Here is a 14,102-nt window from a genome sequence, read left to right as displayed (position 1 = left end):
AAGCTCGCCAGCTTCCATCACCAATGTAAGAAGCCTTTTACGATTTTCTCGGCCATCTCCGGCGTGGAACTGAAGAAAATCGTGCCGAAAGCAACGAACAAATTCACGATGACGCACCGCGTCCAATATTCCAGCTTTGGCGTCTTCCGCTTGTTCACCGTCGTCTGGCGCAGCACGTTTTCAAGTGCTAGCAGCACGCCGTGATACAGTCCCCACAAAATGAACAATATGCCGATGCCGTGCCATAGACCGACGAGCACCATGACGAACAAAGCCATGAACGCCGAAAATAAACGCGATTGCGACTTCGAGGCGAACATCTGGAAGACATGCTCGCGGAACCAATCGCCGAGCGTCGCGTGCCAGTTACGCCAAAACTGCGTCAATGTCGGCGAGGAGAACGGTTTTTTGAAGTTTTCAGGCACGTCGATTCCCATCAGTCGACCGAAGCCGATAGCGATATCCGAATAGCCCGAGAAATCGAAATAGAGCAGCACGTAGAAGACAAGCAAAGCGCAGCCGCTGTCTAGCGCGTTCATATCGCCTTCGACCAGCTTCTGATAAGCGTCCATCATTAGGCTTACGATAACTAGCTTTTTGAACAAACCGCGGATGATCCGCTTGATGCTGCTCTCGATCGTCTCGGCGGTTACCGGTTTATTAGCGCGAAGATCGCGCAAAAACTCGTGAAACCGCATGATCGGACCCGACGTGAAGGTCGGAATGAACAGCAAATAGCTCGCATATTCGTCCAACCGGGGAGCAGGCTTCTCGGCGACGTAATAAGCGTGAAAGAACGTGTTGATTACTTTGAGTAACGTATAGACTAAGCCAAGTAAAATAACCGGCGCGAACCAAGCGTTCTGGAACGTGCCGTCCGCGAACAAGCGAAGCGCGAACAAAGCGGCGATATTCGCGATGATCGACAGTACGAATATCGGCTTGCGCAACGCTTGCGAACTTCCGAGAATAAGACGATAGAAGGCATAATTCGCGCTAACGTACAGCACGGAGAATACGGCTAGCTTGGCGCTGTATACCGCTATGAACGCCACGCTGAACAACAACAGGACGGATTGACGCGCGAAGCGTCCCGTCCTGCCCTTCCATAGGCTAAGCAACGACAGCACGATCGCGATGCCTAGCAATGACAATATCGTAGAAGCGTTAAGGTACCACATTAGAATCCCTCATATATAAAAGTCCCGTGTCCGGTAAAGAAAGCAGTGACGCATAACAGCATGAACAAATAAATAAGGAATTCCACGGCTTTGCGTATCACTTTGCCGCCCATAGATCCAGCTCCTTCGTGAATGCCGGACGTCCCCGTTCGACGTTGAGATGTCCCAAATCGTGAAATTGCTTCGGTTCGAACTTGTCCATCCAGTCGGTATACGTAAAGTCCGTGCTGGCGAGCTCGTCTTTCACGTGCGCTTTGAGCTCGTCGACGGTAGGCGGGCTCGGCAACGTCCTATTCCACGGCATCCAGAGCACCCGCACGCGAATGCCGTTATCCTTGGCGAAGGCGATGACGTCGTCGAACGCATCCAAATTGCGCGCGAAGCTATCGATCGGCTCCTTGTAATACGTCGCCTTGTATTCGTCCATCTTCTTTTGAAGATCCGCGGGCTTAAGCGTACCGTAATAAAGCTCTTTGGCGTATAGCTTCTTGCGGTTGATGACGATCGATTCGCCTTTGAGCATCGGAATAACGTACTTGTGCGCGGCGTTCGTCAACTGATCCCGATTAAAATACAAATAAGGCTCGAACGCGCGTCTATGCCACGGATAGGAAGGATCGGTCGGCAGCTCGTCCAAAAAGGCGAACAGGTTCAAGCCGATGACCAGCTCTTCCCCGACATGGATGAAGCCGCCCCGAAGCATCGCGTCCAAATCGGTGATTTTGCCGTAGTTCATGCCGAGGTTGACGTATCCGGCCGTGCTCTTCGTCTCGTCGTACGCCGCAATGACGGATGAGTTGCCGAAAATGACTTTCGGCCACACCTTATCCGGATGAACGTCGACCGTACGTTGAAAGTCGTTTTTAGAGAAAGCATCGTACCGGCTGACCGGGTCCCATGCCGCGATCAGCTTATCCGCCAACACGAAGCCGATCAGCAACACGATGAGAAAAGCGCTTCTGCGAATGGTGCGCAGCATGTTCATACCACCGTTCAACTAACTTATATTCTTTTGTACATGACGTGCAACAGGTCTTGATAACCCGAAGCTTCCCAGAATCGCAAGCCGCGGGCGTTGCCGCCCAGAACGTGAAGCTCCACGTAGTCGATGTCTTGTTCGGCGAATTCCCGCTCCAGCTCGGCGACCATTCGGACGGCGAGACCCGAACCGCGGCGTTCCGGAACGAAATATACGTCGTGGATAAACCCGATGAAAGGCATTTCTGGATTAAGGAGACGGTATTTCTTCGGCGAACGCACGAGACTTCCGAAGCCGAAGCCGACGATCTCTTCGCCGGCCGCCGCTACCTTGGATAGGTACAGCTTGGACTTCAACTGCGCGCTTAGCAGATCCCCGACCTCTTCGACGTTCAGCTCCATAACCATTCCGAACGTCCGCTGCTCCTCGTACATCCGCACGTACAGCGACCGAACGGCTTCAAGGTCGCTTTCGACCATGTCGCGAATGTCGATATTAGCGCTCATTCGTTTGCTTCCATTCGTTATAATCGGAAGTGAATTTCGCCGGCCATTTGCTTTCGTCCAACCCGTATTGCGCAAGGAACGCGAGAATGAACCGCTCGAGTCCGAACGCGAGGCAGCCGGTAACCGCCGGACGTTTGCCCGCCTTGATGTTAAAGGCGTTGCCGAACGTATTGCTGTGGAAGTTGGAAGAGGACACCGAGATCGTCGTGTTCAAATACGGAATCGACATGCGCATCTCGAATTTCATCTCCTGCTGGCGCTGGAACGATGCTTTCACTTCGTAATCGCTCGTGAAGAACGGATCGTTCGCGTTTTCCAGATGGCAGTCCAGCTCCCATTCCGACACGAGACCTTTCAGCATTTCGATCGACTTGAGCCGGTTTTCTTTAACGAAATCCGGTTTGCCGACGAAGATGACTTCGCGCATCGTGAAGTCGAGCAGCCTGCCGAAGTCGCGGTGGTTGCCCCCTTCGTACCGATGGCATTTGGATACCGCGGTAACGATCGTACCTTCGGTTTCGAGCGTCTCGTCCTGCATGCCCTCGTAGCAGTGATAGCACGTGGCCGGATTGATCATATATTGCGGAGTAGCCGCGGATGCGTTCATGTCGACGCGCGTATCCTGGTTCCAACCGCCCGCTTCTTTGATCGCTTGGGAGAACGCCTCGATGACTGACAGATCTTCCCGCAAGTGCGTCACGAATTGGATATGCTCGGGGAAAGAGGTGAAGTGATTCGTCTTATTCAGCGTCGAGCCGTTAATAACGACCGGATAGTACTCATGCTTCGCGCCGAATTTGTTCGCGATTTTGCGAACGATGCTATCGTCAAGGAAACGAACGAGCGTCGTGAACGGTTCGCGGAAAATATAGACGCCTGGATCGAGCTGCTTGATGATTTTCTGATCAGCCATTTCTTGAATGATCGGACCGCGATAAGGCACGTCCACGCGATTCTCGAAATAAATTTCTTGCTTGAAGGCATACTCGTGATTGGAAAAACGACGATGCAGCTTATGTACCTGCTCCGTAATCTTCTCCGCGTCCGCCCCGTCTGCATGGACGATCGTTAGGCCATTATCGCCGGCCTGAATATCTTGAATGTTCTCGTCAACGAAAAAAGCGGCATAAACGAGTTGCTTGAGCACTTCGGAATTGTCTACCTTCAGTTCAACGAACGTAGTTGCCATCGTCAGTTCCCCCGCTTCATCGCTACGAACGCCGCGATTTCGTTGATCGTGTTCATTTTATGTAGCATAAGATCCTTCTTCGTAACTTCGATCTCGAAACGACTTTCGACGAAAGACGTCAATTCCGTTGCGCCGAAAGAGTCGATATAGCCGTAATCGAACAGATGAACGTCGGGGGTAAACTCGTCGTCGTCCGATTCGATTTGGAATTGTTTCATAATATGATCCGTTAGGATCGAGCAGATTTCATCAAGTTTCATGAGCGGTAGCTCCTTTCGAATAAGAACGGTTCAGCCTTGCATGAAGAAAAATGTGCTTCAAATAGCTTTAAATAAGAAACAAACCTTTTCCACGGGGAAAAGGTTGTCTCGCGGACCCTCATCGAATAATGATAACGAATCGGACAAGGGGTGTCAACGAACGACAAAAGCCGCTTCCCGGCCCGAAGGCTGGAAACGGCTTTCGCAAACGCGTAGTCGATCGCATCGGGCAATCGTTCAATAAACATCCAGCGCCGCTTGCACTCCAGCGCCGGCTTGTACCGGAACGCCGTGGCGAACGAGTACGGCCTCGAACGCGCCGAGGAAATGCAGCACGTTTTTCGTGCTGCAGCTATAGCCCATCGTGCCGATCCGCCAAATACGGCCCTTGAGCGGTCCGAAGGAGCTGGCGATCTCGATGCCGAACTTGCCGAGCAACATGTCGCGCACCGACTCCCCGTCTACGCCCGGCGGGATATTCACGCACGTGACTACGGTCAGCTTGCTGGCAGGGTCCCCATACAAGCTAAGCCCCATCGCCTCTAGTCCCGCCATCAAGGCTTGCTCTTGAAGCCGATGTCTGGCGAATCGCGCTTCGAGCCCTTCGGCGAGAATGATACGTACGCCTTCGCGCAGCGCATACAGCATCGAAGTCATCTCGGTATGGTGATTGAGCCTGAGCGGACTCCAATAGTCTTGCAATTGGCTTAAGTCGAAATAGTTACTTCTTATGGGCGCAAAGAGCGGATCCGAAGTGGAAGACGGGGTAGACGTTGTGCGAAGGCCTCGCTCCACCCGCTTGCGCTTCAGCAGCTTTTGCTCAGCGCGGGCGTTGTACGTAATCGGCGCCATGCCCGACGGCACGGACAAGCATTTTTGCGCTCCGCCGACGACGACGTCGAGCTGCCACGCGTCCGTCTCCACCGGTACGCCGCCGATCGTCGCTACCGCGTCCACGACAAGCAGCACATCCAACTCGCGGCAGGCACGACCTATATCCGCGAGCGGTTGAATGCGGCCCGTCGACGTCTCGCCATGGACGATCGCGACGATGTCCGGCCTCTCTTTACGAATGGCAGCTATCACTTCTTCGGGGTCGAACACGCTCCCCCACTGCTGCTCTAACGTCACGAGAACCGCTCCGCAACGCTCCGCTATTTCCTGCAGCAAATAGCCGAACCTCCCGTAGATCGGGACAAGCACTTTATCTCCCGGTTCGATGAGGCTTACGAGCGCTGCTTCCAATCCGGACCGCGACGTCCCGTCGATCGGATACGCCCATTCATTGTTCGTGCGGAACAGTTGACGGAGCATGCCCATCGTATCGTTCATAAGCGCCGTGAATTCCGGATCGAATTGCCCGAGAATCGGCATCGACATCGCGCGTAGGACGCGAGGATCGACTTCAACCGGCCCCGGCGTTAATATCGTTCGCGGCGAAGGCGCCAGCTCCGCGTAAGTCTTCATAGCGATTTCCCCTCGTAGGCGAGCTCGTAGAGCAAGGAAACCAGCACGGAGACGCCGTTCGCCAATTGCTCCGGCGACGTGTGCTCTTCCGGAGAGTGGCTGATGCCCCCTTTGCTCGGCACGAAAATCATCGCCGTCGGGCACAGCTGCGAGAACAGCTGGGCGTCGTGCCCCGCTCCGCTGGACATTCTCCGATAAGAGAGCGAGAGCGACGCGCACACGTTCTCGATGTGCGACGCGAGCGTACGGCTCATCGGCACGGGCTTCGTCTCCAGCCATGGCGTAATCGCGAGCTTTAACCCTCTGCGGTTCGCGATCTCCGAATACTCTTGGAACAAGTAATCGCAAAACCACGATAGCGTGCCTTCGTTATCGTGTCTTATATCGAGCGTAAAATCGACCGCGCCCGGAATGACGTTAGGCGTATTCGGCACCGCCTGCAGCCGCCCTACCGTGGCGACGAGCGACGCGTTGCGAGCGGCTAGCGCCTCCAGCCGGACGATCATTTCGGCTGCGCCGGCCATCGCGTCGACGCGCATAGCCATCGGCGTCGTACCGGCGTGATTCGCCGAGCCTTTGAGCGATACCGCATAGCGCCGCTGGCCGACGATCGCTTCGACGATGCCGATCTGCTTCGCCATGCGTTCGAGCAAGACGCCTTGCTCGATATGCAGCTCGACGAACGCGCCCAAGTCGCTGCGCAAACATTCCGGCTGATCCGGCCGGCCGAAGCCCGAAGCTTCCATCGCGGCAGCGAGCGTCGTTTGCCCGGCGTCCTTAATGTCGTGCCCGCCTTGCCAATCGAATAACCCCGTCACGTTGCCGGAGCCCCAATACGCGATCGGGAACCGGCTCCCTTCTTCCTCGCAGAACGAGACGACTTCGATCGGAACGTTCGGCGTACCGTACGTTTCCATAAGCAAGCGCAACGCAGCGATGCCTCCCGCGATTCCGTATACGCCGTCCAGCTTGCCGCCGTTCCGGACCGTGTCGATGTGCGAGCCCGTCAGGACGACCGGCGCATGCGGGTTGCTCCCTTCAAGGCGGCCGATCAAGTTGCCGACCTTATCCCACCTGACCGAGAGCCCCGCGGCGACCATCGTTTCGGCCAAATACGATTGCGCTTCTTTCCATGCGCGAGAATAGACGAGCCTCGTGACGCCTTTGCCAATAGCCGCTTCCTCCTCTTCGTCGGTGAACGCCGCGAGCCGTTCAATCAGCTCGCACAGCTCCGATATCCGGTCGTACTTGATCGGCTCCCCCATGAAGCATCCGCCTCCTTATGTTCCGCGATAAGTGCTGTATCCTCCCGGCGCGACGAGCAGCGGCACGTGATAATGGGCCGACTCGTCCGCCACCTTGAATCTAACCGGAATATGGTCAAGAAAAACGAGATCTTCCGCCCACGTTTCCTTGTAATACGCGCCGGCCTCGAACACCAGCTCGTAAATCCCTTCCGTTAAAACGCCGGCTGAAGCTAAAGGCTCGTCGAGACGACCGTCCGCGTTCAGCCGGTCCGCCTTCACGAGCTGCGCCGGTAACGCCTCGTCCAGCTTCCACAGCCTAACGCGCATGCCGGCGGCAGGCTTGCCGTGAGCGACGTCAAGCACGTGCGTCGTAATGCGGCCGCCGCCCATTAGCCGTGCCCTGCCTGACGAACCGGCTCGCTCGTTGTCGCCCCGGCCGATTCCGCCGCGAGATCCGCGCGCGTCATCGAGAAGCCTTGGAACCCGTACGGCGGACGCGGCTCCGTATATACGCCCGCGCTGCCGACCTCCGCAGGCTCGACTACCGTCTCCCACGTACGATTGTTCGATTCGAACGAAACCGCTTCTAGCTGCGGGAACCGCTCGAGCACTCGCAATCCGATTTGATAGATCAAATATTGGATCGAAGGGGATCTGCGTTCATGGAATACGTGATGGGCAATATCCCTCACCTGCTCGGCGGCCACGTAGCTTCCTCTCGACGAATCGCAAGCGTCAACGATATCGCCGTAGCGCCATTGAATGTTCAAGAAAATAAAGAGCGGTCGATCGTAACTATCCGGCAGCGTCGTATATTCATCTCTAATAAAACCGTAGAAAGAACTTCCGCTAACTTTGATGAGCTGCAAATCCGAAATTCCGCTTTGCAACGATACGCATCTTGCGCGGCCGGTCACCGGATCCCGCACGAATTCCAATCGGCTGCTCGCATGATCGTTATGGGATTTGCGATAGACGAGCTCGCTGTTCCGGTATCCCCCGCCCTCCGCAGCGACGGGCAGCGGATCGAACGGCAGCCGATCGCCGGCGATCACGACGCCGGTAAGATGAACATATCGTTCCAGAAACCGTTCTCCGACGTAGGCGAGCAGCCCTTCCGTCGTACTTCCTTCGAAGGTCGCCGTCTCGCGAAGGATGAAATTTTTCATGGAATCGGTCGCGACGATCGCCGAGTTGTCCCCTTCCGAGAACGAAGTCAAGAGAGATTCCCCGCTAACGGAAAACGTGATATTGTGCGCGAATATGACGTTGCGGTCGCCCTCGTACGCGGATTCCGGAATCGGTTCTACTCGCAGCGGAGCCGCATAGGTCCGATAAGTCAACACGTCGCCCTTGCCGTAATACAGCGTTCGTCCGGTCGTAAGCTTCATCATCCGAACCTCCCCTTGTCCGTCAAGCTTCCAACAATTCCTCCAGCCGGAAGCCGGTTATTTTGCGGATTTCCGCGAACGCCGTCTCCATCTCCGTCGAAACTTCGTTCTCGATCCTCGCTTGCATGGCCGCCATAATCTCTTCTTTGCCCCGACCTTTGACCGCCATGATGAACGGAAACCCGAATTTGTCCGTATAGGCCTTATTGAATGACATGAACGACTCGTATTCCGCCTCGGTAAGTTGGTCAAGTCCCGCGCTCTGCTGCTCCCGCGACGAATACTCCGTCACTTTAAGCCGAGTCGCCAAATCGGGGTGACCGCGAAGCAGACCGAGTTGCGCCTCGGCCGTCGCCCGGCGCACGATATCGAGCATTTTGTCGTGCAACAAGACGCGCGTCCGGAAAGGCCTGGATTCCCAAGCCTTGTCGGCGATCCACGGCGCATGCTCGAAGATGCCGCCGAGAACGGCTACGAATTGCTCCCGGCTCAATTTACTTACGACCAACATCGGAATTTTGCGCCTATTCATCATGCGTACCTCTCCTTATCTCGATCGCTTTGGCGACGGATCGGCGAATGCCTCCGTAACCGGTGCAACGGCACAAATTGCCGCCAAGCGCTTCCTCGATCTGTTCCTCGCTCGGATCGGGATTCCGTTCCAGCAACGCTTTGACGGAGATGATCATCCCCGGCGTGCAGTAGCCGCACTGATAGCCGCCTTCTTCAAGGAAACATTGCTGGATCGGATCGATCTCTTCCGCGGCTAACCCTTCGATCGTCACGATCTCTTTGCCCGTACATTGGTAACCCATCGTCAGACAGGCGTTGACCGGCCGGCCGTCCATGAGCACCATACAAGCGCCGCACCGCCCGATTTCGCACGAACGCTTCGTTCCCGTCAACTGCAGCTCTTCCCGTAAAATGTGGAGCAAACTACGGGTAACGGGCACTTGGAGCGCAACCGGACGTCCGTTGACGGTGCACGCGAAACCATTCTCTTTCCAACGATCGTTCAGCGCCTTGTCGATCATGAGGCATCCACCGCCTTCAGGAACGTCGCAATATCGTCCTGCAGCTCTATCGGATCGACCGGCAGCTTGCTGACGCGATGGCCCGTCGCCATGTAGATTGCCGACGCGATCGCGGGCGCCACGCCGACCGAGCCGATCTCGCCGACGCCGCGCGGTCCGTGCTCGTCGCCTTCCGGCAACGCCTCGATCGCTTCGACTTCCGAGTGTCCCGCGATATCGGCGAAAGTCGGAATAAGGTACGTATCCAGGTTGCGAGTCAAATATTCGCCGCGCTCCATTCGCGCATCTTCCGATAACGCGAACCCGACCGCCATCCCGCTTCCGCCTTCGATTTGTCCGAGAAACCCTTGCGGATTCATGACCGGACCCGCGGCAACCGCATGATATTGCTTGAGCAGCTTGATTCTGCCGGTCAGTTTGTTGACCTCGACTTCTACGGCAACGGCGGAATAACTATATAAATAGTGCGCGCCTACCCTCGCCGCAGGCGAAGTAGGAAACGGAAAATGCGTCTGGAACAAAATCGGTTGTTTAACTTGTTTCGCAAGCTTCGCATAGGGGAGCAGCATCTCCGCCGACTCGTCCGCGCTTCTAATGCCGCCCTCACCGATCCTCAGTCGATCGATCGGCAACCCTAGTACCTCGGAAGCTTCCGATAGCAGCTTCGTTTCGAAAGGCTCCTTTAGACGCCGCAGCGCCTTCCACATCATGCTCGTCGCCCGCGAAGCGGTACTCGAGCCGCTGTGAGGGACGAGATCGGTGTCGCCGATAATGATGCGCACGTCTTCGGCCGCGAAGCCGAACTGCTCGATCATCATGAGCTCCAGCGTAGCGAGCAAGCCTTGCCCGAACTCCTCGAAGCCGAACCTCACTTCGATTCGACCGTCGTCCGCTAGCCCGAGCATGCCCCCTGCCGGATCCGGAATGCCGAATCCAAGGCCGGAGCCGTGCATCACGAACGCCGCCCCGACTCCTCGGCTAATCCACGGTTCAGCGTATACGCCGTCGCGAACCTGTTCGCGGCTCGCCCAAATCGGCTGGCGGTTCAGCGCCTCCCACACTTGCGCAACCCCGTCCGTCGCAACGATCGGCTGCCCGAGAGGTCCGAGATCTCCCGCCTCTCGCAAATTGAGCCGTCTGAATGCCCAAGGGTCGATACCGAGCAAAGCTGCGAGACGGTCCATTTGCCCTTCCAAGGCGAAGATCGCTTGATTGCCGCCGAAGCCGCGAAACTCGCCGGATACGCCGTTGTTCGTATAGACGGATACGCCGTCTACGTCTACTGCCTCGTATCTGTAAGGCCCTGTTACGTGCTCCACGCAGAAGTTGAGCACTTCGGCGCCGAGCGTCGCGTAAGCGCCCGTGTCGGCGACGATGCTCGCTTGATGCGCGAGCAGGCGGCCTTGGCCGTCGACGCCGGTCTTCATTGTGATTCTCATCGGATGCCGCTTGAGCCCCGCTCTCACCGACTCGCGGCGGGAGTTGTGGATTTTGACCGGCCGTCCGGTCGCAAGCGCGAGCAACGCCCCGTACGGCTGCACGTTCAGCTCGTCCTTGCCTCCGAACGATCCGCCTATGGGACTGGAAACGACGCGGATGTTGAACTCCGGCAACGCCAATATTCTAGCCAGCTGCATGCGGTCTTTGTATCCGTGCTGAGTCGGCGAATAGACGATTAATCTGCCGCCCTCCTCGGGGATGAACAATCCCCCTTCCGTTTCCATGTACGTATGCATTTGGCGCGGCGTATCGTACGTCTCCTCTACGATATGGACGCACTTCGCGAACGCGGCATCCAAATCACCGTTACCGTATTGCGCCCGATGCAGCACGTTGCCGCCCGGATGCAGCTTCGGCGCGTGCTTCGATAACGCGAACGCCGGATCGTCGACGACCGGAAGGACGACGTACTGCACCTCGATCGCCTTTAACGCCGCTTCGGCAACCTCTAGCGTCTCGGCTGCCACCGTTGCAACCGCGTCTCCCACGTAACGGACCCGATCGTCGCACAATACCGGTTGATCGGGATTGACGATGCCGAACCGGTTCAAGCCCGGAATGTCGGCATGCGTCAACACCGCGTGCACGCCCGGCATCCGCCTTGCTTTGTCCGTGTGAATCGACGCTATGCCCGCGTGCGGATGCGGGCTTCTGAGGACGAGGCCGTAGAGCATCCCCTCGCTCCGCATATCCGTCAAATAAGCAAGCTTACCCGTTACCTTATCCGGTCCGTCGGGACGAACGCGCCATCTAGCTCCGCTAGTCGATTTGTTTAGCGCCATACCCTTCCCCCTCCTCTCGGACGAATTCCCTCCATAATGCCGCGGCGACGAGATTCGCCGCCGTCTTTCGCCGATAGGCGTCGGAGACGAGCGGGTCCGTCTTCGGCACGAACTGCTTCTCGACGTGTCCATGCACCTCGATCAACAGCTCGCGGTCCGGCAAACGGCCTTTCAGCGCTTTTTCCGCGGCGTGCATGCGCTGCGGGATCGTCTGCCCTCCGCCCGCGGCGATCACGACTTCCTTGATCGCGCCGTCGGGCTTCAAGCTGCCGCTCATCGCTACGGTAACGACCGAAGGCGTGAACGCTTCCCTGCGGCCGACTTTATGGTAAGCTCCGAATTTGACCGGGGCTGTTCGATTCTGATTCATGAAAGGCAAAAAGATGCGCGTCAGCAAATTCGAAGGCTTCGGCGATTGCACGTGCAACCGTTCCACCCATTCCGACGCGCTTTCCCTTAATTGGCTCAATCCGGTGCACCATTCGAATTCCGCCCTGCACGCGATAAGCGCCGGCAAACAATCCCCGACTCTGGACGCGATATTGCCGCCGATCGTCGCCGAGTTGCGAATCGAGTGCGCGGCGATCGATTTAAACGCCTCGACGAGCATGGGGTAGTGTTCGATCAAGAGCGGATCGTTCCGGCATTCGCCGAGCGTCGTCAAAGCGCCGATCGCTATAGCGTCCTCGTCCGCGGCAATTCCCGTCAATCCGGGAATCGAACTTAAATCTATCACCTGCCTGGGCATGGTCGCTACGCCCGACTCCCATTGCGTCCGGAGCAGCGTACCGCCCGCGACGTATATCGCTTCCGTATCGAATAGACGTTTGAACGTCCATGCTTCCGCCAAATCACGGGGATGCAACACGGAAGGAAAGCGAGCGATTTCTTCTTGTTCGGACGCCATCCTCATCCCCTCCTATTGTCATTGTGTACGCGATGCATTCGCGCCGGACGATTCAGCTGACCAAAGCTTGCTGGCTTGCTCGAGTTGACCGGGATCGTCGATATCCATTAGCGCTTCCGGCGATTCGATGACGAGGCGTCGTCCCCGATATTCGCCCGACAGCAACAGCCTCCGGGCTCCGGCGTCGCCTTCCAGCCGATCGATCGCATCGTACATGGCCGGTCCGAGCATGACGGGAGGCATCGCTTCTCCGCCGATCTCGCACGCAACATAATCCAATTGTTCATTTGACGCATAAGCGTCAGCGACACGGTCGAGCAATTCCGTCGTAACGAACGGTTGATCCGCGAGCACGATCATGACGCCGTCCGAATGTCCTTCCCGCGCGTCTCTTAGTCCGGCTTTCAGCGAACGCGACATGCCTAGCTCCGCATCGAAACAACGGACGACGCGAAAGCGCGAACGAACCGCATCTAAGGATGAGTCGGCTAACCATTCCAGCGAATCGGCTGCGTTCACGACGACCGAAATCCGGCCAAGTCGCGCGCATTCGGTCATTTGTCGCAGGGCGATCGCACCGAGCGGAGGGCTACCAGGGGCAAGCGTTAGGGACGGCTTGTGCGTACCCATCCTCCTGCTGCTCCCCGCCGCTAAATAAATGCCGCCGTAAGCCATCGTCGATTCCCCCTTGCGCCTTGCTTGCGGCGCTTCGCGCCGAGATCAGCTCGGCGACGATGCTGACGGCGATCTGATTCGGGCCGTCGGCACCGATTCGCAGACCGACCGGCGCGCATACCCAGCTTGGAATGCTAAGTCCTTCGAATAGATGCTTGATTCTAGTGGTAGAGCCCATAACGCCCAAGTAAACCGGATGAATAGCAAGCGCAAGCTCGAGCATTTCCCGGTCTCTGCGTATATGGTGGCTGCAGATGACGATGTAGTCGTTCCGATCGATCGCAAGCCGTTCGGCAAGCTGCGCCGGCGTTCCCGTCTCGCATATCGCGTTCGGATAACGCGCGGGATCGCTCAATTCCGGTCGCCAGTCGCCGACGGCGACGCGGAACCCGCTCTTCGCCGCAAGCTCGCATAGCGGCACCGTTCCATCGTCGGCGCCGAAGACGATTACTCGGGGACGCGGAGCGTACGCGGCGGAGAAAAGCCTTTTCCAACCCGTCGCTTGAAGCATGTTCGCATAGGCTGCATCCCTGCCTGACGTCATTAGCGCGTACTTGATCGCTTCTCCATCGATTAACCTCGGATTAGCCGACGCATAGCGGACAAGCGTCGCTTCCCGTCCGGCTTCCACTTCGTTGCACGCATTCGATAGCAGCCGCCGCAGCGGACCCGCGAGCGGCTCGAGCAATATCGTCAGCTTGCCGCCGCAGCCGATCGCCTCGCCCCATATCGCATCCTCCTCGGGACGCAAATTATAAACGATTATTTCGCTTCGCCCGCTTCGCGTAAGCACCTCTGCCCGCTCAGCCAAATCCGTCTCGAGGCAGCCGGGACTCAAGCTTCCTAGCCTGCCGCCTCCGCTTAGAAGCAGCATCGCCGCTCCCTGTTTACGGTAAGCATGGCCTTCCACGTGCAGTAAAGTTGCGAGCACGGCAACGTCAGCGCGATCGCGCGCGTGCATAAGGATGTCATAATGGTCCATGC

Annotated in this window: 15 protein-coding genes; all 15 read right to left on the bottom strand. The window is 57.2% G+C overall.

Annotated elements, in window-relative coordinates:
- Positions 1–17: 17 nt before the first annotated feature.
- Positions 18–1,181 (bottom strand): MBOAT family O-acyltransferase, encoded by a 1,164-nt coding sequence (locus tag ACFPQ4_RS23605; protein WP_378114379.1) that lies wholly within the window; start codon positions 1,179–1,181, stop codon positions 18–20.
- 97 nt (positions 1,182–1,278) lie between these two features.
- Positions 1,279–2,160, bottom strand: a complete 882-nt coding sequence (locus tag ACFPQ4_RS23600; RefSeq protein WP_378114378.1) for a hypothetical protein — start codon at positions 2,158–2,160, stop codon at positions 1,279–1,281.
- A 23-nt stretch (positions 2,161–2,183) separates the two neighbouring features.
- Positions 2,184–2,666: a GNAT family N-acetyltransferase gene (locus tag ACFPQ4_RS23595; protein WP_378114377.1), complete on the bottom strand. Its 483-nt coding sequence runs from the start codon at positions 2,664–2,666 to the stop codon at positions 2,184–2,186.
- Complete coding sequence (locus ACFPQ4_RS23590) at positions 2,656–3,855, bottom strand: aminoacyl--tRNA ligase-related protein (protein WP_378114376.1); 1,200 nt, start codon at positions 3,853–3,855, stop codon at positions 2,656–2,658. The genes ACFPQ4_RS23595 and ACFPQ4_RS23590 overlap by 11 nt, the downstream gene beginning before the upstream one ends.
- 2 nt (positions 3,856–3,857) lie before the next feature.
- Positions 3,858–4,115, bottom strand: coding sequence for an acyl carrier protein (locus ACFPQ4_RS23585; RefSeq protein WP_378114375.1), 258 nt, complete (start codon positions 4,113–4,115; stop codon positions 3,858–3,860).
- Between the two features lie 237 nt (positions 4,116–4,352).
- Positions 4,353–5,582 carry a pyridoxal-phosphate-dependent aminotransferase family protein gene (locus ACFPQ4_RS23580; protein WP_378114374.1) on the bottom strand — a complete coding sequence of 410 codons (1,230 nt, stop codon included), beginning with the start codon at positions 5,580–5,582 and terminating at the stop codon, positions 4,353–4,355.
- Positions 5,579–6,847: a Zn-dependent hydrolase gene (locus tag ACFPQ4_RS23575; protein ID WP_378114373.1), complete on the bottom strand. Its 1,269-nt coding sequence runs from the start codon at positions 6,845–6,847 to the stop codon at positions 5,579–5,581. Before ACFPQ4_RS23575 ends, ACFPQ4_RS23580 begins: the two co-directional genes overlap by 4 nt.
- Positions 6,848–6,862: 15 nt before the next feature.
- Positions 6,863–7,219 (bottom strand): hydroxyisourate hydrolase, encoded by a 357-nt coding sequence (gene uraH, locus ACFPQ4_RS23570; RefSeq protein ID WP_378114372.1) that lies wholly within the window; start codon positions 7,217–7,219, stop codon positions 6,863–6,865.
- Entirely contained in the window at positions 7,219–8,223 is a 1,005-nt protein-coding gene (gene pucL, locus ACFPQ4_RS23565; protein ID WP_378114370.1) for a factor-independent urate hydroxylase, read from the bottom strand. Before pucL ends, uraH begins: the two co-directional genes overlap by 1 nt.
- Positions 8,224–8,242: 19 nt before the next feature.
- Entirely contained in the window at positions 8,243–8,755 is a 513-nt protein-coding gene (gene uraD, locus ACFPQ4_RS23560; RefSeq protein ID WP_378114368.1) for a 2-oxo-4-hydroxy-4-carboxy-5-ureidoimidazoline decarboxylase, read from the bottom strand.
- Positions 8,745–9,254 carry a (2Fe-2S)-binding protein gene (locus ACFPQ4_RS23555; protein WP_378114366.1) on the bottom strand — a complete coding sequence of 170 codons (510 nt, stop codon included), beginning with the start codon at positions 9,252–9,254 and terminating at the stop codon, positions 8,745–8,747. Before ACFPQ4_RS23555 ends, uraD begins: the two co-directional genes overlap by 11 nt.
- Entirely contained in the window at positions 9,251–11,536 is a 2,286-nt protein-coding gene (pucD, locus tag ACFPQ4_RS23550) for a xanthine dehydrogenase subunit D (protein WP_378114365.1), read from the bottom strand. The genes ACFPQ4_RS23555 and pucD overlap by 4 nt, the downstream gene beginning before the upstream one ends.
- A complete protein-coding gene (locus ACFPQ4_RS23545; RefSeq protein WP_378114364.1) occupies positions 11,514–12,443 on the bottom strand; it encodes an FAD binding domain-containing protein in 930 nt (309 codons plus the stop codon). Before ACFPQ4_RS23545 ends, pucD begins: the two co-directional genes overlap by 23 nt.
- A gap of 18 nt (positions 12,444–12,461) precedes the next feature.
- Positions 12,462–13,073 (bottom strand): nucleotidyltransferase family protein, encoded by a 612-nt coding sequence (locus ACFPQ4_RS23540; RefSeq protein WP_378114363.1) that lies wholly within the window; start codon positions 13,071–13,073, stop codon positions 12,462–12,464.
- Positions 13,033–14,100, bottom strand: coding sequence for an XdhC family protein (locus ACFPQ4_RS23535; protein WP_378114362.1), 1,068 nt, complete (start codon positions 14,098–14,100; stop codon positions 13,033–13,035). The genes ACFPQ4_RS23540 and ACFPQ4_RS23535 overlap by 41 nt, the downstream gene beginning before the upstream one ends.
- Positions 14,101–14,102: the final 2 nt, after the last annotated feature.

Origin of the sequence: Cohnella yongneupensis, from assembly GCF_042655785.1 — a bacterium.
Lineage (GTDB): Bacteria > Bacillota > Bacilli > Paenibacillales > Paenibacillaceae > Cohnella > Cohnella yongneupensis.
Note: the sequence above shows the minus strand (reverse complement) of the source record. Positions and strands in the feature narration are given on the sequence as shown.

Bases quoted from the DNA above. Each gene is read 5' to 3' on its own strand.
- ACFPQ4_RS23580 (WP_378114374.1), bottom strand. From the start codon at position 5,582: ATGAAGACTTACGCGGAGCTGGCGCCTTCGCCGCGAACGATATTAACG.
- ACFPQ4_RS23540 (WP_378114363.1), bottom strand. From the start codon at position 13,073: ATGGGTACGCACAAGCCGTCCCTAACGCTTGCCCCTGGTAGCCCTCCG.
- ACFPQ4_RS23555 (WP_378114366.1), bottom strand. From the start codon at position 9,254: ATGATCGACAAGGCGCTGAACGATCGTTGGAAAGAGAATGGTTTCGCG.
- uraD (WP_378114368.1), bottom strand. From the start codon at position 8,755: ATGATGAATAGGCGCAAAATTCCGATGTTGGTCGTAAGTAAATTGAGC.
- ACFPQ4_RS23575 (WP_378114373.1), bottom strand. From the start codon at position 6,847: ATGGGGGAGCCGATCAAGTACGACCGGATATCGGAGCTGTGCGAGCTG.
- ACFPQ4_RS23590 (WP_378114376.1), bottom strand. From the start codon at position 3,855: ATGGCAACTACGTTCGTTGAACTGAAGGTAGACAATTCCGAAGTGCTC.
- ACFPQ4_RS23535 (WP_378114362.1), bottom strand. From the start codon at position 14,100: ATGGACCATTATGACATCCTTATGCACGCGCGCGATCGCGCTGACGTT.
- ACFPQ4_RS23545 (WP_378114364.1), bottom strand. From the start codon at position 12,443: ATGGCGTCCGAACAAGAAGAAATCGCTCGCTTTCCTTCCGTGTTGCAT.
- ACFPQ4_RS23600 (WP_378114378.1), bottom strand. From the start codon at position 2,160: ATGCTGCGCACCATTCGCAGAAGCGCTTTTCTCATCGTGTTGCTGATC.
- pucD (WP_378114365.1), bottom strand. From the start codon at position 11,536: ATGGCGCTAAACAAATCGACTAGCGGAGCTAGATGGCGCGTTCGTCCC.
- ACFPQ4_RS23605 (WP_378114379.1), bottom strand. From the start codon at position 1,181: ATGTGGTACCTTAACGCTTCTACGATATTGTCATTGCTAGGCATCGCG.
- pucL (WP_378114370.1), bottom strand. From the start codon at position 8,223: ATGATGAAGCTTACGACCGGACGAACGCTGTATTACGGCAAGGGCGAC.
- uraH (WP_378114372.1), bottom strand. From the start codon at position 7,219: ATGGGCGGCGGCCGCATTACGACGCACGTGCTTGACGTCGCTCACGGC.
- ACFPQ4_RS23595 (WP_378114377.1), bottom strand. From the start codon at position 2,666: ATGAGCGCTAATATCGACATTCGCGACATGGTCGAAAGCGACCTTGAA.
- ACFPQ4_RS23585 (WP_378114375.1), bottom strand. From the start codon at position 4,115: ATGAAACTTGATGAAATCTGCTCGATCCTAACGGATCATATTATGAAA.